This is a genomic window from Mesorhizobium sp. M0500, assembly GCF_040321165.1.
Lineage (GTDB): Bacteria > Pseudomonadota > Alphaproteobacteria > Rhizobiales > Rhizobiaceae > Mesorhizobium.
In genome coordinates this window covers 57,544-79,419 of record NZ_JAMYRB010000003.1, presented here as the reverse complement: position 1 = coordinate 79,419, position 21,876 = coordinate 57,544, and the positions used below count along the sequence as shown (strand labels likewise).

Genomic DNA, 21,876 nt, shown 5'->3' with positions numbered 1-21,876 from the left:
GAGAACAGTCATGCGCGCCCAGCCAACGGCATCGCATTATGTCAACGGCCGCTATATCGACGACGAGCGCGGCGCAGCGCTGCCGGTTATCTATCCGGCAACCGGCGAGACCATCGCCATGCTGCGCTCGGCGACGCCGAACGTGCTGGAACTCGCGATCGAGGCGGCGCGTGCGGCACAGCCGGCCTGGGCTCGGCTGAAGCCGGTCGAGCGCGGCCGCATCCTGCGCCGTGCCGCCGACATTTTGCGCGCGCGCAATGCCGATCTGGCGCGCATCGAGACGCTGGATACCGGTAAGCCGATCCAGGAGACGCTGGTTGCGGACGCCCCGTCGGCGGCCGACTGCCTGGAATATTTCGGCGGTGCCGTCACCACCTTTAATGGCGAGGCCGTCGATCTCGGCGGACCCTTTGCCTATACCAGGCGCGAGGCGCTCGGCGTTTGCGTCGGCATCGGCGCCTGGAACTATCCGATCCAGATCGCCGGCTGGAAATCCGCTCCGGCGCTCGCCATGGGCAATGCGATGGTGTTCAAGCCGTCGGAGAACACGCCGCTTTCAGCGCTGGCGCTCGCCGAAATCTACACCGAGGCCGGGCTGCCCGACGGGCTGTTCAACGTCGTGCAGGGTTTTGGCGATGTCGGCGCCGGCCTTGTCGGCCATGATGTCGTCGCCAAGGTCTCGGTGACCGGCTCGGTGCCAACCGGCCGCAAAGTGCTGTCGCTCGCCGGCTCGAAGATGAAGCACGCGACGATGGAGCTCGGCGGCAAGTCGCCGCTGATCGTCTTCGAAGACGCCAACCTCGAAAACGCCATCGGCGGCGCGATGCTCGGCAATTTCTATTCGACCGGCCAGATCTGCTCCAACGGCACGCGGGTCTTCGTGCAGAGTAGCATCCATGACCGTTTCGTCGAGAGGCTGACCGAACGGACGAAGAAAATCCGCATCGGCGATCCGCTCGATCCGGACACGCAGATGGGGCCGCTGGTCTCGAAGGCGCAGCACGACAAGGTGGTCTCTTACATCGAGGCCGGCAAGCAGGATGGCGCGGTGCTCGCCTGCGGCGGCAACGTGCCTTCGCTGCAGGGTTTTCAGGGCGGCTTCTTCGTCGAGCCGACGGTGTTCACCGGTGTCGTCGACACGATGCGCATCGCCCGCGAGGAGATTTTCGGGCCGGTCATGAGCGTGCTGAAATTCGACAGCGAGGACGAGGTGATCGATCGCGCCAACGATACCGAATTCGGCCTCGCCGCCGGCGTGTTCACGCGCGACCTGGCGCGCGCCCATCGTGTCATTGCCGAACTGCAGGCCGGCATCTGCTGGATCAACGCCTACAATCTGACGCCGGTCGAAATCCCGTTCGGCGGCTTCAAGCAGTCCGGCATCGGCCGCGAGAATTCGCTCGCGGCACTGGCGCTTTATTCGCAGCTGAAGTCGGTCTACGTCGAGACGGGTGATGTCGCCAGCCCGTACTGATCCTTGGGCGCCGTGCCGTCCAGATACTGCGTCAGCGCGCATACGAGATGATAGAAGATGCTGGCCGGCACCTCGCTCGCCAAGGAGCGGCCGCGCTCGTCGATGCGGTCGATCCACAGGCCGAGCGGTGCCGGATTGATGTGCCAGCGGAACAGCCGGCCGACACGCGCCTCGATTTCCGGCTTCAGGTCGGGACCGCCCGAACCGTCCAGCGCGATCGCCGCCTTGATCGCTTCGGCCTGCGGCCAGCTGCGCGAGACGCGGTCGAGCGGCAGTCCTTGCCGCGAGACGGCGCCGTAGGCGAGGCCCGTGGCGCGGTTCAGGCCATTGGCAATCGCCGACGCGTAAAGCTTCCGGGCAAGGCCGGTCAAGCCGCTCTGGCCGCTGCGGCCGGCGAAGTCGACCAGCAGCGAGGCCCATTCGAAATGATGGCCGGGTTCGGTCCACGTGCCCTTCCCGCCAGGGGCCGGCCGCCATTCATGGTCGAAATACTCACCCAGCGTCCAGCTTTCCGGGTCGAAGAAATGGCTGCGAAATAGATCGACGATGCGCGCGGCGCGACGAAGATAGGCGCGCTCGCCGGTCGCCTGATGCCAGGCCAGGAATGCCTCGAGCAGATGCATGTGCGGGTTGGAGCGGCGCTCGCCCTCGCCGCTCGAGGTCTCGCGGAAGCCGGTCAGGCGTTCGTCCTCGAGATGCGCGTCGATGAACGCAAAGGTCTCCTGGCCAAGCCGCAACGCATCGGGATTGCCGCACATATGGGCATGCGCCAGCGCCAGGAGCACGCAGGAATGGTCATAGGCATCCTCGGCGGCGTCGGCGACGGTGCCGTCGACGTTGAGCGTGCGTACCCAGCCGCCATTGTCGGTACGTCCGTGCCTGGCCATGAATTCGAGGCCGTGGCTGATCAGCCGATCGGCCGGGCCGTTCCAGCCGCGCGCCTTGGCGACGGCGAAGGCGTAGATCTGCCTGGCCTGCGTGCGCATGCGCTTGGGCTTCATCAGCGGGGCGGCATCGAAGCCGAGCGCCTCGTGGAACCCGCCGTGGCGCTCATCGACGCCGACAGTCGACCACAACGGCACCGTCTCCTCGAACAGCCAATGGTGCACGCGGCGCTGCCAGGCGCCGCTTTCGATGACGCGGTCGTCGGCGGGCGTGAACCTGGTCTCAAGGCGGCCGCTTTTTTCGAGCTGCTCGACGATCTTCTTGACGTTCTGGCTGTGGCTGACCGGGGCGACGAAAGTGGCGTCGGCGGTCGACACGATGGCGACGTCCTTCAGGCCTATGGCCGACAGCAGGCGGCCGTCGCTGCGGATATAGGAGTTCTCGCAATCGATGGCGACGACATCGCCGACGATGACATTGCCCTGCGTGTCGGAGGGGCCGACGTCGAGCAGCGATTGCCAGGAGCCGAGATCATTCCAGCGAAAGCCGGCCGGCACCATGGCGATGCCGCTGGCGCGCTCCATGATCGCATAGTCGATCGATGTCGATGGGATGGCGGCATAGAGCTCCAGAGGCATGTAGAGGCCGGAAAGATCCGATGTCGCAGCCTGGTAGGCAGCCTCTGTGGCGCTCCAGATGTCGGGCTGGAAGGCCATGAACGCGTCGCGCATGGCACTGGCGCGAAACAGGAAGATGCCGGTGTTCCAGTAGAAATTGCCGGCCTCGAGATAGCTCTGCGCCGTGGCGAGATCGGGTTTTTCGACGAAACGCGAGACATCGCAGATGCCATCACGCTCGCCGGCCACCTCGATGTAGCCGTAACCGGTCTCGGGTTGGGCGGGCTTGATGCCGAACACCACCAGCCTGCCTTGGCGCGCCGCCGCCGTGCCGGCCTCGATGCTCCGCCAGAATTGCTGTGGCGTCGCGATCTCATGATCGGACGGCACCACCAGCACCAGGCTGTCGCCGAATTCCGACAGCGTGCGCAGGCTTGCCAAGGCGACGGCCGCGGCGGTGTTGCGTCCGGTCGGCTCGAACAGCGGGCCGCCGCCGGAAAGCTCGTGACCGGCAATGTCGGCATGAACGCGGTCGGCATGCCTTTCCGAGGCAATCAGGAAAACCGGCGTTTCGCCTTCCGGCCGCGCGGTCAGCCGCCGCAGCGTCTTGGCCAGCATTGAGCCGTCGCCCGAGAAATCATGGAACTGCTTGGGATTGTCCTCGCGCGACAACGGCCACAGCCGCGAGCCGACGCCGCCGCTCATCACAAAACTGACGATCCGTTCGGTCATGAAAACAAGCCTCGTGCTCAAAAGGTCTGATTGTAGGCGCCGACTTCGGGGCTGCGGCGCAGCACCGCATCGACGGCTTCGAACATCTGCCGGCGCCGCTCGGACGATACCGGGCTCTCCACCACCACCACAAGCTCAGGCTTGTTCGATGATGCCCGCACCAACCCCCATGTACCATCCTCCGCCACGACCCTGACGCCGTTGACGGTGATCAGTTCGGCGATCTTCTGGCCGGCGAAGACCGTGCCCTCGTCCTTCATCTTGCGAAAGTCGCCTACGACGCGCTCGACGACGCCGTATTTGAGCTCATCGGCGCAATGTGGCGACATGGTCGGCGTGCCGAAGGTCAGCGGCAGATCGCGATAGAGGTCGGCCATGCTGCTTTGCGGGCTGCGGTCCAGCATCTGGCAGATGGCGATTGCCGTGACCAGGCCATCGTCATAACCGCGGCCAATCGGCGGATTGAAGAAGAAGTGGCCCGATTTCTCAAAACCGGCGACAGCGCCGAGTTCGGCGACGCGCCGTTTGATATAGGAATGACCGGTTTTCCAATAGTCGGTGACCGCGCCATTTTCCCGCAACACCTTGTCAGTCATGAACAATCCGGTCGACTTGACGTCGACGACGAAAGTCGAGCCGGGATAGAGGTGCGAAATGTCGCGCGCCAGCATGACGCCGACCTTGTCGGCGAAAATCTCGTTGCCTTCATTGTCCACCACGCCGCAGCGATCGCCGTCGCCGTCGAAGCCTAGCCCGACATCGGCGCCCGTTTCCAGCACCTTGTCGCGAATGGCGTGCAGCATCTGCATGTCTTCGGGGTTGGGATTGTAATTGGGAAACGTATGATCGAGCTCGACGTCGAGCGGGATCACCTCGCAGCCGATCCTTTCCAGTGCTTCGGGAGCGAAAGCCCCGGCGGTGCCGTTGCCGCAGGCGGCCACCACCTTGAGCTTCCTCGAGATACGCTTTCCCGCTGTCAGATCGTCAAGGTAGGTTTTGCGGAAGTCCGCAACGAAGTCATAGGAGCCGCCACCGACAAGATCGAAATCGCCGGACAGCACGATCCCCTTCAACGCACTCATCTCCTCCGGACCAAAAGTCAGCGGGCGCGCCGCGCCCATCTTGACGCCGGTCCAGCCATTCTCGTTGTGCGAGGCAGTGACCATGGCAACGGACGGCGTGTCGAGCGCGAACTGGGCGAAATAAGCCATCGGCGACAGGGCCAGCCCGACATCCTTGACCCGTGCGCCGGCCGCCATCAGCCCGGAAACCAGCGCCAGCTTTATGGCAAGCGAATAGGAGCGGAAATCGTGACCGGTGACGATGTCGGGTCCGGCACCCAGACGGCGGATCAGCGTGCCGAGCCCCATGCCGAGCGCCTGGACGCCGATCAGATTGAGTTCCGGCGTTTCGTTCGAGCCGGGATGGCCGAACCACCAGCGCGCATCATATTCGCGAAACCCGGACGGCTTGATCAACGCAGAGGTTTCAAACTCAAAAGTGTTTGGTCTGACATCGCTAACGATCTTCATCGACAAAGCTGCAAACTCCAGGTGGCTGAATCAGGTGCTTCGAGGCAAGTGGACGGTTACCCAGAAGCCCTTTAAGCCGTGTTTGTGCGACAGGAAACTGAAACCTGTATGACGTGGCGGCGAAAGCGAAAGAAATGCGACAGAAGCGCTGCCATTGGCGCTTGCAGTAACCAAATGCGGCGGCTATAAGCCCGCGGTCTGGTCACGGAGTGTAGCGCAGCCTGGTAGCGCACATCGTTCGGGACGATGGGGTCGCAGGTTCAAATCCTGCCACTCCGACCAGAAAAAACAGCGGCTTAGCTGTTTTTGTTCCCGAAACAACCACCATCCGCCGCAGTCTGACCAATCGCGCTATGCGCTCAGGCGAAATCGCGTCACGTCGATGGCCGCGGCCATCAGTGTCTGCGTATAGGTTGCCTGCGGATTGCTGAAGATCGCCTCGGCCGGTCCCTCCTCGACGATCTTGCCCTGCTTCATGACGATGATGTAGTCGGCCATGGCGCGCACGACGGCGAGATCGTGGCTGATGAACAGATAGGATAGCTCGTGGTCGGCCTGCAGCTTGCGTAGCAATTCGACGATCTGCTTCTGCACGGAGCGGTCCAGCGCCGAGGTCGGCTCGTCCAGCACCACCACTTTAGGCTTGAGTATCATGGCGCGCGCAATGGCGATGCGCTGCCGCTGACCGCCGGAGAATTCATGCGGATAGCGGTTGCGCGTGTTCGGGTCGAGCCCGACTTCGAGCAAGGCGTCGACCGCGCGGAGATCGCGCTGCCTGCCCGACAGATTGGGCTCGTGGACCAGGAGCCCCTCGGTGATGATCTGGCCGACAGTCATGCGTGGCGACAGCGAGCCGAACGGGTCCTGGAAGACCAGCTGCAATTCGCGCCGCAGCGGCCGCATCGCCTGGCGGTCGGCGTGGGAAATGTCGCGGTCGCCAAGCCGGATGATGCCGTCGCTGGGCAGGAGCCGCAGCAAGGCGCGGCCGAGCGTCGATTTTCCCGAGCCGGATTCGCCGACGATGCCGATCGTCTGGTTGCGCTTCAGCCGTATCGAAATGCGATCGACGGCGCGCAGCAGCAGCGGCTCGCCGCCAAGAAATCCGCCGCCGATCTTGAAGGTCACCTCGACGTTCCTGCCTTCAAGCAGGACAGGGGCATTCGGAGGCGGCGGCGCCTTGGTGCCGGTCGGTTCGGCGGCAAGTAGCATCTTGGTGTAGCCGTGCTGCGGGTTGGCGAAGATCGCTTCCGCCTCGCCCTCCTCGACCACCTCGCCATAGCGCATCACATAGACCCGATCGGCAAAGCGCCGGACGATGCCGAGATCGTGGGTGATGAAGACGATCGCCATGCCGAGCTTGCGCTGCAATTCGGCGAGCAGCATGAGGATCTGCGCCTGAATGGTGACGTCGAGCGCGGTCGTCGGCTCGTCGGCGATCAGTATGTCGGGGTCGTTGGCCAGCGCCATGGCGATCATGACGCGCTGGCGCTGACCGCCCGACAACTCGTGCGGATAGGATTTCATCCGCCGCTCCGGATCGGGAATATGGACCAGCCGCAGCAGCTTGAGCGCCTCCTCGCGCGCCGCGGCGGCGCCAAGTCCGCGATGCTTGCGGATCGGCTCGATCAGCTGGTTGCCGATCGAATAGAGCGGGTCGAGCGAAGTCATCGGCTCCTGGAAGATCATGCTGATCTTGCGGCCGCGGATCTTGTTGAGCTCGGGCTTGCTCAAGGTCAAAAGATTGCGGCCGCGATAATCGACGGTGCCGGTGGCTTCGCCGTTCGAGGCGAGCAGGCTCATCGCCGCCATCATCGTCTGGCTCTTGCCGGAACCGGATTCGCCGACGACGGCGACGGTTTCGCCTGATTTGACGTGGATATTGATGCCCTTCACCGCCTCCACCACACCGTCGAGGGTGCGGAAGCGGACCCGAAGGTCCTTGACGCTGAGGATGGTTTCGGAAGCAGCCATCTCAACGATCCTTCGGGTCGAGCGCGTCGCGCAGCCCATCGCCGACGAAATTCAGCGCGAACAGCGTGGAGACGAGAAAGAAGGCCGGGAACAGAAGCAGCCAGTTGGCCGAGCCGATGTTCTGGGCGCCAACCGAGATCAGCACGCCCCAGCTGGTCATCGGCTCCTGGACGCCGAGCCCGAGGAACGACAAAAAACTCTCCAGGATAATGACCTGCGGCACCAGCAGCGTCATGTAGATCACCACCGGCCCGAGCAAATTGGGGATCACATGGCGCAGCAGAATGCCGCGCTGGCCGACGCCCATCGCCTCCGCCGCCTGGACATATTCCTGCCGGCGGATCGACAGCGCTTGTCCGCGCACGATGCGCGCCATGTCGAGCCACAGCACCGCGCCGACGGCCAGGAACATCAGCACGAAGTTCCTGCCGAAGAACACCACCAGCATGATGACGAAGAAGATGAACGGCAAAGAATAAAGCACGTCGACGACACGCATCATCACCTCGTCGACCCTGCCGCCGGCAAGGCCGGCGGTGGCGCCGTAGAGCACGCCGATGACCACGGCCACAATGCCGGCAAGCAGGCCGATGGCTAGCGATATGCGCCCGGCCATCAGCGTTCGGGACAGGAGATCGCGACCGGTATTGTCGGTGCCGAACAGGAAATATTGCTGCTTGATCGAGGCACTCATCACCATTTCGAGACCGTCCGGCGATTTGCTCTCGATCTTTGTGTCATCAAAGGTATCGGAACGATCAAGGTAGCGAATGTTGCGGTCGTCGATCGGCTTGGACGATTTTGCGGTAACGAACACACGGCTGCCCTCCTGCCGCCACTCCTTGATGTCGACGCGCATACGCCTGATCGCCTCATCAAGAGCGCCTTCGATCATGTCGGCCTTCGGATAGGCGGAGAAGCTCGGCGGCGTACGGACATAGTCGGCATAGATGGTGGTGTATTGGTGCGGCACGAGATAGGGCCCAAACACGCTGATGACGGCGATGAAGGCAAGATAATAGAGGCTGAACATGGCCGCGCGATTGGCCTTGAGGCGCGCCCAGGCGTCGCCCCACAGGGACCGGCCGACGACCGGTGCGGCAACTGCGATATCAGTCATAGCGCACCCTCGGATCGACGACCCCATAGAGGACGTCGACGATCAGGTTGAAGACAATGGTGAAGAGCGCGATGACCACCACCGTCCCCATCACCAGCGTGTAGTCGCGGTTGAGTGCAGCAACGACAAAATGGCGGCCGATGCCCGGGATAGAGAAGATGGTCTCGACGATGACCGAGCCGGTGAGAAGGGCTGCGGCTGCCGGACCGGTGAAGGAGACGATCGGCAGGATGGCGCCGCGCAGTGCATGCTTGACGACGACCGACCAGTCGGACAGGCCGAGAGCGCGCGCGGTGCGGATGTGATGCGAGTGCAGCGATTCGATCATCGAGCCGCGCATCAGGCGGGCGACGATGGCGATCTGCGGAAGGGCGAGCGTCAGCACCGGGCCGACCTTATTGATGAGGGCTCCATCGCCCCAGCCGCCGATCGGCAGCAGCCTCCAGGTCAATCCGAATGCAAGCTGGATTACCGGGGCGATGACGAAGGTTGGAATGGTGCTGCCGGCGGTCGCCAGCGCGATCACCGAATAGTCGGCAAGCTTGTTCTGGTTGAGCGCGGCAACACTGCCGAGCACGCTGCCGAGGAGCAGCGCCAGAATGAGCGCCGAAGCGCCGAGCTGGATTGAGATCGGCAGGCCCTCCTTGAACAACTCGCCGACGGTGAAATCCGGCATGTTGTAGCTGGGGCCGAAATTGCCGCGCAGAAGATTGCCGAGATAGTGGACGTACTGCAACCAGAGCGGATCGTTGAGGCCGAACTGAGCTTCGAGATTGGCCCTGATCTCGGGGCTCAGGCCCCGCTCCTGGTTGAACGGGCCGCCCGGCGCGACGCGTATCAGGAAGAACGCCATGGTCACGATGACGAACAGCGTCGGAATGGCGGTCAGAAGCCGCCGGAATACGTAACGCAGCATCGGTGCCCCGCTTGATCCAGAACAACGCGCGTCCAGCTGGACGATTGCGCTCTAGCCTTCAAATCTTCGCATCGGCTTTCCGGAAATCGATCCGATTCACGGAGGTCCGATGCGACGGCAAGCCACCGCGCATTCGATGCGCGGTGGCCCGGCCAGGGATCAGTCCTTGCTGATGAAGCGGGACGGATGGATGTCCATCACATTGTCGTCGAAGCCATGCAACTTCGAGGAAACGATATCGTGGTAGCTGTAGTAGAGAAGCGGGATCTCGCCGACGTCATCGATGAGGATGCGCTCGGCCTCGGCGAGTTCCTTCATGCGTTCTGCAGGGTTGCCGCCGGCGGCCGCCGCCTTGTCCATCGCCGCCTCGTATTTTGGGCTGTTGTAGACCGAATAGTTGTTGCCGCTGGCTTTGCGGGAGATGCCGAGGAAGGTTTCGGGATCCTTGTAGTCGGCAATCCAGGCGGCGCGCGCCACGTCATAGTCACCCTTCTGCTCGAGGAAGGAGTAGTGGGTCTTGGTGTCGGTATTGAGGAGTGTTATCTCGACGCCAAGCGGCTTCAGCTGTTCCTGAATGGCGACCGCTGTGTTCTTGTGGTTCTCCGAAGTGTTGTAGCGGATCTGCATTTTCAGCGGATGCTCGGGTGTATAGCCGAGTTTCTCGAGGATCTTCTTGGCAGCGTCCTCGCGGTCGATCTGCGGCATGTCGGCGTATTTGGCCATTGCCGGCGTATAGCCCTCGATGCCGGGAGGCACCATGGAATAGCCGGGCAGCATCGAATTCTGCCAGACTTTCTCCGCCAAGAAGTCGCGATCGATCGCCATCGAGATGGCGTTGCGCAGCTCGACATTATCCCACGGCGCCTTATCGGTCTTGATCGCATAATAGTAGATGCCGAGATATGGCCCGACACGGACCTGGTCGCCGAATTTGGTTTTGAGATCGGCGAGTTGTTCGGTCGGCAGGTCGCCGTAACTGTCGAGTTCGCCCGCCTCGAAACGCTTCATCGCCGACGAGCGATCCTCGGTCGGGATGTAGTTGACGACGTCGAACTTGACGCTCGCGGCGTCCCAGAATTTCGGATTCTTGACCAGCTTCAAATGGTCGTTGGGAATCCACTCCGCCGCTGTAAAGGCCCCGTTGGAGACCAGCTTGCCTGCCTTGATCCAGTCGGCGCCAAGCTTTTCGATAGACGCCTTGTTAACAGGATAGGTCGCCTGATGGGTCAGCATCTCCAGGAAGTACGGCGTTGGCGCCTTCAGCGTGACTTCGAGGGTATTTGCGTCAATCGCCTTGACGCCCATATCCTCCGGCTTGCCCTTCTTGGTATTGACCTCCTCCGCATTCTTGACGGGATAGAGCATGGAAGCGTATTCGGCAGCGGTGGCCGGATCTTCCAGCCGACGGAAGGAATAGACGAAGTCGTCCGCCGTCACCGGGCTGCCATCCGACCAGAGGCCGTCCTTGCGCAGCTTGAAGGTGTAGACCTTGCCGTCGTCGGACACCGTCCAGCTTTCGGCGGCGCCCGGAATGAGGTTCGTCTTCTGGTCATGCATGACCAGTCCCTGGAACAGGTCGCGTATGATATCGGCTTCGTAGACCGTCGAGGTCTTGTGCGGATCGAGCGTCTCCGCTTCGGCGGCGGCTCCGCGGTTGTAGACGGTCTCGGCGAAAGCCGGCGTGTAGAACGTACCGGCGGCCAAGACCATGGTCGTGGCGAGTACCGTCGCCTTCAGCACATGTTTCAGCATGGAGTTCTCCCTAATGACGTCGCCCTTCGGCCACGTCTCTAAGTGTTGACGCCCCGAAACCGATTGGTTGGTTCCTTTCGAGCGCGCAGCCGGTTCCCTTTTCCGGCAGCTGGTGGCCAAACAGTAACGTGGAGATTTTTTATTTCAACAGACTCTCGGGGTCACCCAAAGTAAGGGGGCCGGGGCAGTCGTTTTGCGGGCGGCCAATCAATGGTCGAAACCATGAGTTTGACTGGGTTTCCCGGCCAGAACGCCGATCTGGGAAATAATCTGGCCGATCATTTCAGTTTACCGGAATGTATTAATTGGTTCTTAGGCAACCAAGGGTTACAAACTTCGATGGGATCGGCACATCGACCTTGGGTTCCAACGGGCAAGGGCAATGAACAAGATAGACAGTAATACTGTCGCATTGAAGCGTAAAATATTGCGCCAAGTACGGACGAATCTACGCAAAATTGGAGAAGAGTCCGGAACTTCCGCGGTCGAGTTCGCCCTGCTTTCCCCAATCTTTATCCTTCTTTTGCTCGGAATGGTTGCATATGGTATCTATTTTGGTGCAAGCAACTCCTTGCAGCAAATCGCCGCCGATGCCGCCCGCACCGCAATTGCCGGATTGAATCAAACCGAGCGCCAGGCGCTGGTGGCGAGTTTCGTCAAAAACAATGCCAGTGGATACCCGTTCGTCGATTCCGGCAAGCTGACCTATCAAGCGACGGACAGCACGGCCGACGGAAATCAGTTCGTCGTGTCGATCCAGTACGATGCCAGCAACCTGCCGATCTGGAACCTGTTGCCCAGCCTTGCGATGCCGCAAACCACGATCTCACGCAGGTCGACCATCAGGATTGGAGGCATTTGAAATGTCGCAGTTCTTGCTGAGGGGCATCGGGCGGATCGCTCGCTCGATGGTTGGCGACGAGAAGGCGAACTTTGCCGTCATGACGGCGCTGATAGCACCGTTCGCGCTGGGGTTGGCGGCCTTCGCTGTCGACGAAGGTTCGATCTACACGGAGCGCAGGGAAGCCCAGGCGATGACCGATCTGGCGGCGATCACCGCGGCGTCGAACATCAACAATATGGAAGCCGCGGCGGTAACCACGCTCAGTGACAACCGAATGCCCGGCATCATTGTTCAAAAGGCAGGTCAGACAATCGTTCCCACGGTTGGCAAAACCGTCGTGTCGGTCACCGGCGGCCGATACTCAGCGGCGTCCTCCGTTGGTGTCGACAAGCGCTTCGAAGCCGGCAAAACGCCTTACAACGCCGTTCGCGTCACTCTGCAAAAAATCCCCGCCCGGTATTTCGCCAGTTCGCTCATCCCTACTCCGGTTGTCGGCACCGAAGCCATTGCCAGTGTGACCCCGCAAGCGATGTTCTCGGTCGGGTCCAGGCTCCTCAGCGTCAATGGCGGCATCCTCAACGCGCTTCTCAGCAAGTTGCTGGGCGCCAACATTTCGCTCAGCGTCATGGACTACAACGCGCTGATCTCGGCCGATGTAAACGTGCTTTCGTTCGTCGATGCCCTTGCCGTACAGTTGCAACTGACAGGTGTCAGCTATTCCGACGTGCTGGCGTCAAAAGCGACGGTAGGCCAGATCGCGACCGCCATGGCCAATGCGTCCGGGTCGGGCAGCGCCAGCAAACTTGTGCTGCAGACGATCGCGTCGAGGGCCACCAACACAGTCAAGATACCCCTCAGTCATCTTATCGATCTTGGCTCGATCGGTAAGCTCGGCCTCGGACAAAAGTCTCCCGGCTTTTCCGTCGACGCAAGCGCGATGGGCATGCTGGGTGCCGCCGCCTCGCTGGCCAATGGCTCAAACCAGGTCCAGGTCGATCTCGGCGCCACTATTCCGGGACTTACCTCCACCACGCTCGCCATCGCCATCGGTGAACCGATGCAATATTCACCCTGGCTGGCCGTCGGGGAAAAAGGCACCGTGGTGCGCACCGCGCAGACGCGCATCAAGCTGGTCACCACAGTGGGCATCGGCAATTCCAATCTCGGCGGCGGCATCAGCCTGCTGTCCGTCAACCTGCCTCTGCATGTCGAAGTCGCCTATGCGGAAGCCAAGCTAACCGACATCAGCTGCCCGACGGGCCGGCCGGATAGCATCAAGGTCTCGATCGCCGCGCAGCCTGGCGTGGCCTCGCTGCACCTTGCCACCAGCGACGCCGACAACAACCCATCGGCCTTCGCCGATTTCAGCAATCCGCAATCGTTCTCCGATGCCACGATTGCACAGGTAAGCGTAAAGCTTCTGCTGCTCACCCTCAATCTGCTCGATGTGAAGGGTTCGTCATCACTTGCCATCACCAACAACGATGCGACCGCATTGACGTTCGACAGCACCGATATCGCCAACAAGACGATAAAAACTGTCGCTACAAAAAACCTGACGCAATCACTCACGACATCGCTGGTCAGCGGCCTCTCGCTCTCGGTCAATGCACTGGGCCTCGGGCTGGACGTGACGGCCCTGCTCGGAACGGTTAAGCCGGCGGTGGTAACGGTTCTGAACGGCGTGACGGCGCCGGTCGACGAACTGGTCTATAACGTGCTTGCAGCTGTCGGCGTGCATGTCGGCGAGGCCGATGTGCGGGTTGTCGGCGCGACTTGCGGGCGCTCCGTGCTCGTTCAATGAGATAATGAAATAGAGCTCAGCCGATCCGGCCGAGGAAGCAGCCCAGCGGCGGCAGCGACAGAGTTCTTTCCTGCAAGACGCCGGCAGCACCGCCAAGGTCTATCGGCTCTATCGCTTCCAGATCCGGTGGCAATTGCCAGCCGGCCGGCTCGTCGGCGAAATTGAAGACACAGAGCAGCTTTTCGTCACCGCCTTCGCGAATGAAAGCAAGGACGTCGCCTTCGGCATCGAGGAACCGGATCGAGCCTCGAACCAGCGCCGGATGCTGCTTGCGCAAGGCCAGCATCGCCCGGTAGCTCGCCAGGACGGAGGTTTGCTCGCCATCCTGGACGTCGACCGCCCGGGCGCGATGGCTTGCCGGGACCGGAAGCCACGGCTTGCCCGTCGAAAAGCCGGCATTGTCGGCGCCAGCCTCCCAGACCATCGGCGTTCGGCACCCATCCCGGCCCTTGATTGCCGGCCAGAAGCGGATGCCGAAGGGATCGCGCAAATCCTCGAACGCCAGTTCGGCCTCCTCCAGCCCGAGTTCTTCGCCCTGGTAGAGGCAGATCGATCCGCGCAGGCAAGAAAGCAGCACGATCGAGAATTTCGCCACCCTGTCCGGATCGCCGCCGGGCCTTGTCCATCGACTGACATGGCGCACGACATCGTGGTTGGAGAACGCCCAGCAAACCCAGCCGTCGAACACCTTACTCTCGAAGGCCTCGACACAGCCACGCACATGCGACGCCGAGAATTGCGGGCCGAGCAGGTCGAACGTGTAGGACATTTGGAGCTTGTCGCCACCGCCGGTATAGGCGGCGAGCGTCTGCAAGGAACGAGTTTCGTCGCCAATCTCGCCGACAGCGACGCGGCCTTCATATTCGTCAAGCAAGGCCCGGAAGCGCCTGAGGAAAGCAAGGTTTTCCGGTTGGCTCTTGTCGAACAGATGCTCCTGATAGAGATAGGGGCTGGTTGCCGCATTGGTGCCGGCGACGCTTTCCGCCAAAGGCGGGTTGCTGCGCAGCCAGCGGTCGTGGACGTAATAGTTGACCGTATCCAGCCGGAAACCGTCGACGCCGCGCTCGAGCCAGAACCGCACCGTTTCCAGCAAGGCGTCCTGCACCTGTGGGTTGTGGAAATTCAGGTCCGGCTGCGAGGCGAGGAAATTGTGCAGGTAATATTGCCTGCGCGTTGCGTCCCATTCCCAGGCCGGGCCGCCGAAAAGCGACTGCCAGTTGTTGGGGGCGGTGCCGTCGGGCTTCGCATCGGCCCAGACGTACCAGTCGGCCTTGGGGTTGTCGTGGCTCGTGCGGCTTTCGACGAACCATTCGTGCCGATCCGACGAATGCGACAAGACCTGATCGATGATCACCTTCAGGGCGAGCCGGTGTGCCTCGGCAACCAGCGCGTCGAAATCCTCTGATGTGCCGAACATCGGATCGACGGCGCAGTAATCCGAAACGTCGTAACCCATATCGGCCATTGGCGACTTGAAGAAAGGCGACAGCCAAACCGCGTCGACACCGAGCGATGCGACATGGGCCAGCCTCGAGGTGATGCCGCGGAGATCGCCGCTGCCGTCGCCTGTCGTATCCTGGAAGGAGCGCGGGTAGATCTGGTAGATGACGCAGCCGCGCCACCATTCGGCATTGTCAGGCATCATGGCTCTCCCCTGCGCCCGCCCGCGCTGTCCTGCTTTCGATCATGAACAGGACCGTTCGCCCAGGCACCGGCCGCGAGATATCGCTACTATCCGGTTCGATAGCTGGGCGCCAAAGAAAACCCGCCCGTTCCGGCAGCGTGAACATGCAGGCCCGGCGGTCGCCGTTGATGACCACTGCAAGGCGACTGTTCTCACCGCTCCCGAGAACCATGACCAGCCGGTGCCGCCTGGCATCGTGCCAGGCGGCCTCGTCGAGCGGCATGCCGGTTTCCGTCAGCCAGGCTACGTCTGGGATTTCCGAGCCCGCAGGCGGTTCTCCGGTCAGGAACGTTGTGTCCAAAAGCGCCGGCACGACACGACGCATCCTGGCGAGCAGAGCCGTATGGTGCTCGAGCGCCAGGTCGCGCCCGGCCCAGTCGAGCCAGGTGATGTCATTGTCCTGCGCGTAGGCGTTGTTGTTGCCGCGCTGCGTGCGGCCGAACTCGTCGCCGGCCGTCAGCATGATCGTGCCGCGCGAGGCAAAGAGCGTCGCCAGCAGCGCGCACTGGTCATCGAAACGGGCCGTAACGATTGGCTGGTCGCCGGTCTCGCCCTCGAGGCCATTGTTCCAGGACAGGTTGTCGTCGTGGCCATCGCGGTTCTGTTCGCCATTGGCCTCATTGTGCTTGTGCTCATAGGCAGCGATATCGGCCAGCGTCATGCCGTCATGCGCGGCGATGAAGTTGATGCTGCGGCTCGTTGTCTGGCCTGGTTTGGCAAAGACGTCGGACGAACCGGCAAGCCGCGTCGCCAAGACACCGATAATGCCGCCGTCGCCGCGCCAGAAACGGCGGATATCGTCACGGCATTTGTCGTTCCATTCGAGGAAGGGCGGCGGAAAATTGCCGAGCTGATAGCCATCCGGTCCGATATCCCAAGGCTCGGCGATCAGCACCCGGTCGCCAAGAACAGTATCTTTGCGAATGGCGTTCAGCAGCGGCGCATCGGCGTCGAAAACGCCGTCGACGCGGCCGAGGATCGGCGCCAGGTCGAAGCGGAATCCGTCGACACCGGCGCGCTGGACAAAGTGGCGAAGCGTGTCGAGGACCATTTCCCGGACGACCGGATGATCGCACGCAACCGTATTGCCGGTTCCGGTGTCATTGACCAGAGCGCCGTCCGGCTCGTGCCGATAATAGGCGCGGCTGTCGAGGCCGCGCAGCGACAATGTCGGGCCGAGCCGGTCGCTTTCGCCGGTGTGGTTGAACACAAGGTCGAGAATGGTGCCGATGCCGGCCTCGCGCAGCGCGGCGACCGTTCCGCGCAACTCGGCCAGACCGCCGGGCGCCAGTCGCGGATCGAGCGCCATGAAGGTCACGGGATTATAACCCCAGGCGTTGCGCAGACCGAGCGGCGGTAAATGCCGTTCGTCGATCGATGCAGTCACCGGCATCAACTCAATGGCTGCCACGCCGAGTTTTTGCAGATGCTCGACAACGAGGGGGTGAGCGAGCGCTCCAATGGTGCCGCGTTGCTTCTCGGGAATGTCCGAATGCAGCTTTGTGAAGGCGCGTACCGGCACTTCGTAGATGAGGCCGCCGGACCGAAACAGAGGCGGCAAGGCAGGCAAGGGTTCCGGCAAGGCGCCAGCAATGGCCTTCGGCATCAGCGACGCCGTGTCGGCCCCCGCGCCACGGCGCGCGGCTAGCCGGCCGTCATAGGCATAGGGCCTGTCGATCTCGACGGCATAGGGATCGGCCAGCAGCTTGTTGGGATCGAACCAGAAACCGTGTTCCGGCGCGTAGTCGCCATCGGCACGGAACCCGTATCGGGTGCCAGCGGCGAGACCGGCAACAAAAAGTGCGTGGACGCCCTCGCCTTCCGACTGGAGTTCCAGCCGGTCGATTTCGCGGTTGCCGCGCGCGTCGAAGATCGAGACCCAGATGCGCCGAGCCGACGAGGACCATGCGGCGAAGCGGATACCTTCCTTGGTGATAGTTGCGCCGAGTTGGCTCACGCGCGCTCACAGCAGCAGGTCGTAGACAGTTTGAGGCGTTGCCATCGCCGACGGATGAGGGGTGCTCCAGCTTGGCACCTACGGCGATCCGTCCAACACCCCTCAACCGTCTCGGCGCTACGCGCCGATCCACCGCTCGGGGGCGAGCCACGGGTCTCGCCCCGTCCTTCGGACCCCACAAGGGGAGAAGGAAAGGCGCGCCGCTCTAGGCTCACGTAATCACGCTCGGCTTGGCGCGGCCGGTATGGCTGAGAATCCCGGCAATGTCGTCGGCCGCCACGATCAGATCGGCAAGTGCCTCCTGGGTGTCGAGATCGTGGCGGTTCTTGTCCGGCTCGTAGCGCTCGACATAAAGCCGCAGCGTCGCGCCCGAGGTGCCGGTGCCGGACAGGCGGAAGACGACGCGTGAGCCGCCTTCGAACAACACCCTGATGCCCTGGTTCTTGCTGACCGAGCCGTCGACCGGATCGTGATAGGCGAAATCATCGGCGCTGGCGATCGTCATGCCGCGCACGCTGGTGCCAGGCAGCGAGCCGAGCTTGGCGCGCAGCTCGTCGACAAGCGCGTTGGCACGATCGATCTCGACCTCCTCGTAGTCGTGGCGCGAATAATAGTTACGGCCATAGGCCGCCCAATGCTGGGTGACGATCTGCTTGGCGCTTTCGCCGCGCACGGCAAGGATGTTGAGCCATAAAAGCACAGCCCACAGGCCGTCCTTTTCGCGGACATGGTTGGAGCCGGTCCCCGCACTCTCCTCGCCGCAGATCGTTGCCATGCCGGCATCGAGCAGATTGCCGAAAAATTTCCAGCCGGTCGGCGTCTCGTAGATGCCGATGCCGAGCTTTTCGGCGACCCGGTCGGCAGCACCGCTGGTCGGCATCGAGCGGGCGATGCCTTTCAGCCCGGCCTTGTAGCCCGGCGCCAGATGGGCGTTGGCGGCGAGCATCGCCACCGAATCAGACGGGGTGATGAAAATTCCCTTGCCGATGATCAGGTTGCGGTCGCCGTCGCCATCCGAGGCGGCGCCAAAGTCTGGCGCATCCGGCCCCATCATCTCGTCGTAGAGGTGTTTTGCATGCACCAGATTGGGATCGGGATGATGGCCGCCGAAATCCGGCAGCGGAATGAAATTGCGGGCGGTGCCGTTGGGCGCGCCGAGCCGGTTTTCGAGGATCTCCTTGGCGTAGGGGCCGGTCACCGCATGCATGGCGTCGAAGCGCATGCGGAAGCCCGACTTGAACAGCGCCCGCAATGCGTCGAAATCGAACAGGCTTTCCATCAGTTCGGCATAGTCGGCGACAGGATCGATGATTTCGACGGTCATGTCCCCCGTCTTGACCGTGCCGATCGTGTCGATGTCGACCTGCCCGATATCGGCGATCTTGAAGCTTGAAATCGCCTTGGTTTTTTCGAAGATCGCGTCGGTCAGCTTTTCCGGCGCCGGGCCGCCATTGCCGGCATTGTACTTGATGCCGAAATCCTCATGCGGGCCACCCGGATTGTGGCTAGCCGACAGGATGATGCCGCCAAAGGTCTTGTATTTGCGGATGACATGCGAAGCGGCCGGCGTCGACAAGATGCCGCCCTGCCCGACCATCACCTTGCCGAAGCCGTTTGCCGCGGCCATGGCGATGGCCTTCTGGATGACCTCGCGGTTATAGAAGCGGCCGTCGCCGCCGATCACCAGGGTTTTGCCCTCGAACCCGTCCAGCGCATCGAAGATCGACTGGATGAAGTTCTCGGCATAGTGCTCCTGCTGGAACACCGGGACTTTCTTGCGCAGCCCGGAGGTGCCGGGCTTCTGGTCGGGATAGGGTTTGGTGGCGACGGTGCGGATCATCAGTCAGGCAGCCCTTTTCGAAAGCAGCAAGCGATAGTGTTGGACATATTTTTCGGCGCTTTTGTCCCACGAAACGTCGGCCTTCATGCCTTGCCGCTGCATCGACGTCCACACTGCGGGATTGGCATGCGCCTCGACAAGGCGGCGGACGGCGTGCAGCAAGGCGCCGGCATTGGCGGGCGCAAACTGGAAACCGGTCGCAACGCCGGCAGAGATGGCGGCTTCGTTGGCATCGATGATCGTGTCGGCAAGGCCCCCGGTACGGGCGACGACCGGCACGCAGCCATAGCGCAGGCCGTAAAGCTGTGTCAGCCCGCAAGGTTCGAAGCGCGATGGGATAATGATTGCGTCGCAGCCGCCCTGCATGGTGTGGGAGAGTCCCTCGTCATAGCCGACGACGACGCCGATGCGGCCGCGATGGCGGGCTGCGGCGGCAAGCAACGCGCCTTCCAGCCCAGCGTCGCCAGACCCAAGGATTGCCAGCCGTGCACCTGCCGCGACGATGCCGTCGACGGCCGCAGCCAGTATGTCCATGCCCTTTTGCCAGGTCAGCCGGCTGACGACGCAGACGATCGGGCTGTCATCGCGATCGAGGCTGAAACGGTCCTCGACCGCGGCCTTGTTGGGCATTCGCGCCTTGAGCGTCTTTGCGGTGTAGTTGGAGGCTAGATGCTTGTCGGTTTCCGGGTTCCAGATCTCGGTATCGATGCCGTTGACGATGCCATGGAGATCGACGGAGCGCATGTTGATCAGGCCGTCGAGGCCCATGCCGAATTCGGGCAAGCGGATTTCCTGCGCATAGGTCGGGCTGACCGTGGTGATCGCCCACGCCGCCTGCAGGCCGGCCTTGAGGAAGCCGACGCCGCCGTAATATTCGACGCCGTCGAGCGCCATCGCCGCCGCCGGCAGGCCAAGGTCGCCAAAGATGCCGGCGCCGAACTGGCCCTGGAAGGCGAGGTTGTGCACGGTGATCATCGACGGCGTGCCGACCGCCTTGCCGTAGCGCATGTAGGCAAGCGTCATTGCCGACTGCCAATCATGGGCATGGACGATATCGGGCAGGTAGCCCGAGATCGCACCGCCGGCAATATCACCGCCTACCTGGCTCAAGGCCGCGAACCGGCGCCAATTGTCCGGCCAGTCGGCGCCAGTCGCGTTGCCGTATGGGCCGCCGGGACGGTCGAAAAGATGCGGCGCGTCAAGCACGAACAGGTCGAGCCCGGCGATCTGGACGGCATGCACCGAGGCCTTGCCGCCCTGCAGCAACGGATATTGCTGAACCGGCTTTTTTTTCCTGAAGGCTCCCATCACCTGGGGATAGCCGGGGACGAGCGTGCGCATGGTGACGCCCTTGCCGGCCAATGCCACGGGCAAGGCGCCGGTTACGTCGGCGAGCCCGCCGGTCTTGACCAGCGGAAAGATCTCGGGCGCCACCGACAGAACCTGCATGCACTACGATCCCAGCCTGTTGATCATGTCCTGCGTGACGAGGCAGATGCCTTTTTCCGAAACGCGGAAACGCTTGGCGTCGAGGACGGGATCCTCGCCGACCACCAGCCCCTCCGGGATCCTGACACCGTGATCGATGACCACGCGCTTCAGCCTGGCGTTGCGGCCGACATGAACGTCGGGCAGCATGACAACCTCCTCCAGCGTCGAATAGGAATTGATGCGCGCGCCGGTGAAGATCAGGCTTCGCTTCAGCGAAGCGCCCGAAACGATGCAATCGCCCGATACGAGAGACGACACGGCCGACCCGCGGCGGCCATCCTCGTCATGCACGAACTTTGCCGGCGGCTTCAACTCGGCATAAGTCCAGATCGGCCAGTCGCGGTCGTAAAGGTCGAGTTCCGGCGTGATGTCGGTCAGGTCGATATTGGCCTCCCAATAGGCGTCGACCGTTCCGACGTCGCGCCAATAGGCCTCGTTCTCGGCGGTCGAGCGCACGCAGGATTTGGCGAAGCGATGGGCGATCGCCTTTCCGTGCTCGACGATGTAGGGGATGATGTCCTTGCCGAAGTCGCGGCTCGAGCCGGGCTCTGCTGCATCGCGACGCAATTGCTCCATCAGGAACTTGGTCTTGAACACATAGATGCCCATCGAGGCCAGCGCAAAATCCGGCTTGTCGGGAATGCCTGGCGGATCGGCGGGCTTTTCGATGAAGGAGATAATGGTGTCCTTGGGATCGACATGCATGACGCCGAAGCCGGTAGCTTCCATGCGTGGCACTTCGAGGCAGCCGACGGTGACGTCGGCGCCGGCCTCGACATGCTGGCGCAGCATCATTTCGTAGTCCATCTTGTAGACGTGGTCGCCGGCCAGGATGACCATGTATTCCGGCCCATAGGCCTCGATGATGTCGATGTTCTGGTAAACGGCGTCGGCGGTGCCCTCGTACCATTGCGTTTCCGACACACGCTGGCTGGCCGGCAGGATATCGAAACTCTCATTGCGCTCGGGCCGCAGGAAGTTCCAACCGCGCTGCAGGTGGCGGATCAGCGAATGCGCCTTGTACTGGGTGGCGACGCCGAGGCGGCGGATACCGGAATTGAGCGCATTGGACAGCGCGAAATCGATGATGCGGGTCTTGCCGCCGAAATAGACCGCCGGCTTGGCCCGTCGGTCGGTCAGTTCCTTGAGCCGGCTGCCACGGCCGCCGGCCAGCACATAAGCCATGGCGTCGCGTGCCAGCGGCTGTGTTCGTTTTATTTCAGCCATTCCTATCCTCCCAGGTTAGATGCTCCAGAC

14 protein-coding genes and 1 tRNA gene are annotated in these 21,876 nt (G+C 62.5%); 4 read left to right on the top strand and 11 right to left on the bottom strand.

From position 1 onward, the window contains the following. Window positions 1-10: 10 nt before the first annotated feature. A complete protein-coding gene (gene betB / locus NKI70_RS07445) occupies window positions 11-1,474 on the top strand; it encodes a betaine-aldehyde dehydrogenase (protein WP_352724443.1) in 1,464 nt (487 codons plus the stop codon). On the opposite strand, the gene NKI70_RS07440 is transcribed toward betB, so the two are convergent. Further along, window positions 1,438-3,708, bottom strand: coding sequence for an AGE family epimerase/isomerase (locus NKI70_RS07440; protein WP_023679318.1), 2,271 nt, complete (start codon window positions 3,706-3,708; stop codon window positions 1,438-1,440). The two genes, betB and NKI70_RS07440, sit on opposite strands and share 37 nt — an antisense overlap. Before the next feature lie 17 nt (window positions 3,709-3,725). Further along, window positions 3,726-5,246: a phosphomannomutase/phosphoglucomutase gene (locus NKI70_RS07435; protein WP_023679317.1), complete on the bottom strand. Its 1,521-nt coding sequence runs from the start codon at window positions 5,244-5,246 to the stop codon at window positions 3,726-3,728. 199 nt (window positions 5,247-5,445) lie between these two features. Here NKI70_RS07435 and NKI70_RS07430 point away from each other — a divergent pair. Beyond that, a tRNA-Pro gene (locus NKI70_RS07430) sits at window positions 5,446-5,522 on the top strand. A gap of 69 nt (window positions 5,523-5,591) precedes the next feature. Here NKI70_RS07430 and NKI70_RS07425 read toward each other — a convergent pair. The 4 genes from NKI70_RS07425 to NKI70_RS07410 all read right to left on the bottom strand — a co-directional run bounded on the left by NKI70_RS07425 (window position 5,592) and on the right by NKI70_RS07410 (window position 10,999). After that, window positions 5,592-7,211 carry an ABC transporter ATP-binding protein gene (locus NKI70_RS07425; RefSeq protein WP_352449088.1) on the bottom strand — a complete coding sequence of 540 codons (1,620 nt, stop codon included), beginning with the start codon at window positions 7,209-7,211 and terminating at the stop codon, window positions 5,592-5,594. 1 nt (window position 7,212) lies between these two features. Further along, window positions 7,213-8,331, bottom strand: a complete 1,119-nt coding sequence (locus NKI70_RS07420; protein WP_352618583.1) for an ABC transporter permease — start codon at window positions 8,329-8,331, stop codon at window positions 7,213-7,215. Then, window positions 8,324-9,247: an ABC transporter permease subunit gene (locus NKI70_RS07415; protein WP_023679313.1), complete on the bottom strand. Its 924-nt coding sequence runs from the start codon at window positions 9,245-9,247 to the stop codon at window positions 8,324-8,326. The genes NKI70_RS07420 and NKI70_RS07415 overlap by 8 nt, the downstream gene beginning before the upstream one ends. Window positions 9,248-9,406: 159 nt before the next feature. Further along, window positions 9,407-10,999 carry a peptide ABC transporter substrate-binding protein gene (locus NKI70_RS07410; RefSeq protein ID WP_352569899.1) on the bottom strand — a complete coding sequence of 531 codons (1,593 nt, stop codon included), beginning with the start codon at window positions 10,997-10,999 and terminating at the stop codon, window positions 9,407-9,409. Window positions 11,000-11,381: 382 nt separating this feature from the next. On the opposite strand from NKI70_RS07410, the gene NKI70_RS07405 reads away from it, so the two are divergent. Further along, the gene (locus tag NKI70_RS07405; protein ID WP_352618589.1) at window positions 11,382-11,861 is read left to right on the top strand and encodes a TadE family protein; all 480 of its coding nucleotides are present in this window, start codon (window positions 11,382-11,384) and stop codon (window positions 11,859-11,861) included. Window position 11,862: 1 nt separating this feature from the next. Continuing rightward, complete coding sequence (locus NKI70_RS07400; RefSeq protein WP_352569901.1) at window positions 11,863-13,647, top strand: pilus assembly protein TadG-related protein; 1,785 nt, start codon at window positions 11,863-11,865, stop codon at window positions 13,645-13,647. A gap of 16 nt (window positions 13,648-13,663) precedes the next feature. On the opposite strand, the gene bglA is transcribed toward NKI70_RS07400, so the two are convergent. The 5 genes from bglA to glgC all read right to left on the bottom strand — a co-directional run bounded on the left by bglA (window position 13,664) and on the right by glgC (window position 21,846). Continuing rightward, window positions 13,664-15,292 carry a beta-galactosidase BglA gene (gene bglA / locus NKI70_RS07395; protein ID WP_352698732.1) on the bottom strand — a complete coding sequence of 543 codons (1,629 nt, stop codon included), beginning with the start codon at window positions 15,290-15,292 and terminating at the stop codon, window positions 13,664-13,666. After that, window positions 15,282-17,288 (bottom strand): glycogen debranching protein GlgX, encoded by a 2,007-nt coding sequence (gene glgX, locus NKI70_RS07390; RefSeq protein ID WP_352698734.1) that lies wholly within the window; start codon window positions 17,286-17,288, stop codon window positions 15,282-15,284. The genes bglA and glgX overlap by 11 nt, the downstream gene beginning before the upstream one ends. A 211-nt stretch (window positions 17,289-17,499) precedes the next feature. Further along, window positions 17,500-19,128, bottom strand: a complete 1,629-nt coding sequence (locus tag NKI70_RS07385) for an alpha-D-glucose phosphate-specific phosphoglucomutase (RefSeq protein ID WP_352698736.1) — start codon at window positions 19,126-19,128, stop codon at window positions 17,500-17,502. 3 nt (window positions 19,129-19,131) lie between these two features. Beyond that, complete coding sequence (gene glgA / locus NKI70_RS07380) at window positions 19,132-20,577, bottom strand: glycogen synthase GlgA (RefSeq protein ID WP_352698738.1); 1,446 nt, start codon at window positions 20,575-20,577, stop codon at window positions 19,132-19,134. Between the two features lie 3 nt (window positions 20,578-20,580). Next, entirely contained in the window at window positions 20,581-21,846 is a 1,266-nt protein-coding gene (glgC, locus tag NKI70_RS07375; protein ID WP_254819896.1) for a glucose-1-phosphate adenylyltransferase, read from the bottom strand. Window positions 21,847-21,876: the final 30 nt, after the last annotated feature.

What these genes read in the sequence shown, in the direction of transcription:
- betB (WP_352724443.1), top strand. Translation starts at nt 11, where the DNA reads ATGCGCGCCCAGCCAACGGCATCGCATTATGTCAACGGCCGCTATATC.
- NKI70_RS07440 (WP_023679318.1), bottom strand. Translation starts at nt 3,708, where the DNA reads ATGACCGAACGGATCGTCAGTTTTGTGATGAGCGGCGGCGTCGGCTCG.
- NKI70_RS07425 (WP_352449088.1), bottom strand. Translation starts at nt 7,211, where the DNA reads ATGGCTGCTTCCGAAACCATCCTCAGCGTCAAGGACCTTCGGGTCCGC.
- NKI70_RS07420 (WP_352618583.1), bottom strand. Translation starts at nt 8,331, where the DNA reads ATGACTGATATCGCAGTTGCCGCACCGGTCGTCGGCCGGTCCCTGTGG.
- NKI70_RS07415 (WP_023679313.1), bottom strand. Translation starts at nt 9,247, where the DNA reads ATGCTGCGTTACGTATTCCGGCGGCTTCTGACCGCCATTCCGACGCTG.
- NKI70_RS07410 (WP_352569899.1), bottom strand. Translation starts at nt 10,999, where the DNA reads ATGCTGAAACATGTGCTGAAGGCGACGGTACTCGCCACGACCATGGTC.
- NKI70_RS07405 (WP_352618589.1), top strand. Translation starts at nt 11,382, where the DNA reads ATGAACAAGATAGACAGTAATACTGTCGCATTGAAGCGTAAAATATTG.
- NKI70_RS07400 (WP_352569901.1), top strand. Translation starts at nt 11,863, where the DNA reads ATGTCGCAGTTCTTGCTGAGGGGCATCGGGCGGATCGCTCGCTCGATG.
- bglA (WP_352698732.1), bottom strand. Translation starts at nt 15,292, where the DNA reads ATGATGCCTGACAATGCCGAATGGTGGCGCGGCTGCGTCATCTACCAG.
- NKI70_RS07385 (WP_352698736.1), bottom strand. Translation starts at nt 19,128, where the DNA reads ATGATCCGCACCGTCGCCACCAAACCCTATCCCGACCAGAAGCCCGGC.
- glgA (WP_352698738.1), bottom strand. Translation starts at nt 20,577, where the DNA reads ATGCAGGTTCTGTCGGTGGCGCCCGAGATCTTTCCGCTGGTCAAGACC.
- glgC (WP_254819896.1), bottom strand. Translation starts at nt 21,846, where the DNA reads ATGGCTGAAATAAAACGAACACAGCCGCTGGCACGCGACGCCATGGCT.